We start from the raw sequence: 736 nt of genomic DNA, 5'->3' as shown, positions 1-736 counted from the left end.
GTCGTGTTTTATTTACTGATTCAACTCATTTAAAGGCAAATGCCAATAAACATAAGTTTACAAAGGAAGAGGTAGAAGTAGAGACTCGCGAATATTTTGAGGAACTTAATAATGCTATAGAAGAGGATAGGATTAATCATGGAAAAAAGCCGTTAAAGGAAAAAGAGGAAGTGAAAAAAACAAAAGAAATTCGGGTGAGTACGACAGATCCTGAATGTGGATTTATGTCCCGAGAAAATAAACAGGAAATGTTTTGTTATCTTGATCATCGGACTACTGACATGAAGTTCAATATTATTACTGATGTCTATGTTACTCCTGGCAATGTTCATGATTCCGTACCTTACCTGAATCGATTGGACCGTCAGGTCCAACGGTTTGGTTTTAAGGTAGAAGCTGTTGCGCTAGATTCAGGCTATCTCACCAATCCTATTTGTAAAGGACTTTTTGATCGCAATATCTTTGGAGTTATTGCCCATAGAAGATTCCATCCTACAACTGGCCTATTCCCGAAATGGAAATTTACATACGACAAAGAACGGGATCTTTATATTTGCCCTAATAACCAAGAATTACCTTACAAGACAACAACCCGAGAGGGTTATAGAGAATACAAATCTGATTCGAAAAAATGTGAAAGCTGCCCATTTTTATCCGAATGCACACGTTCAAAAAATAAGGTCAAAGTAGTAACACGACATGTTTGGGAGGAGTACAAGGAAAAGATAAGAGTAAA

1 protein-coding gene is annotated in these 736 nt (G+C 36.8%); it reads left to right on the top strand.

What is annotated here, in order from left to right:
- A partial coding sequence (locus tag M3234_RS28760; protein ID WP_262307921.1) for a transposase occupies positions 1-736 on the top strand: 736 nt, incomplete at both ends.

It is taken from the genome of Neobacillus niacini (genome assembly GCF_023715785.1).
Lineage (GTDB): Bacteria > Bacillota > Bacilli > Bacillales > Cytobacillaceae > Neobacillus > Neobacillus niacini_E.
Note: the sequence above shows the minus strand (reverse complement) of the source record. Positions and strands in the feature narration are given on the sequence as shown.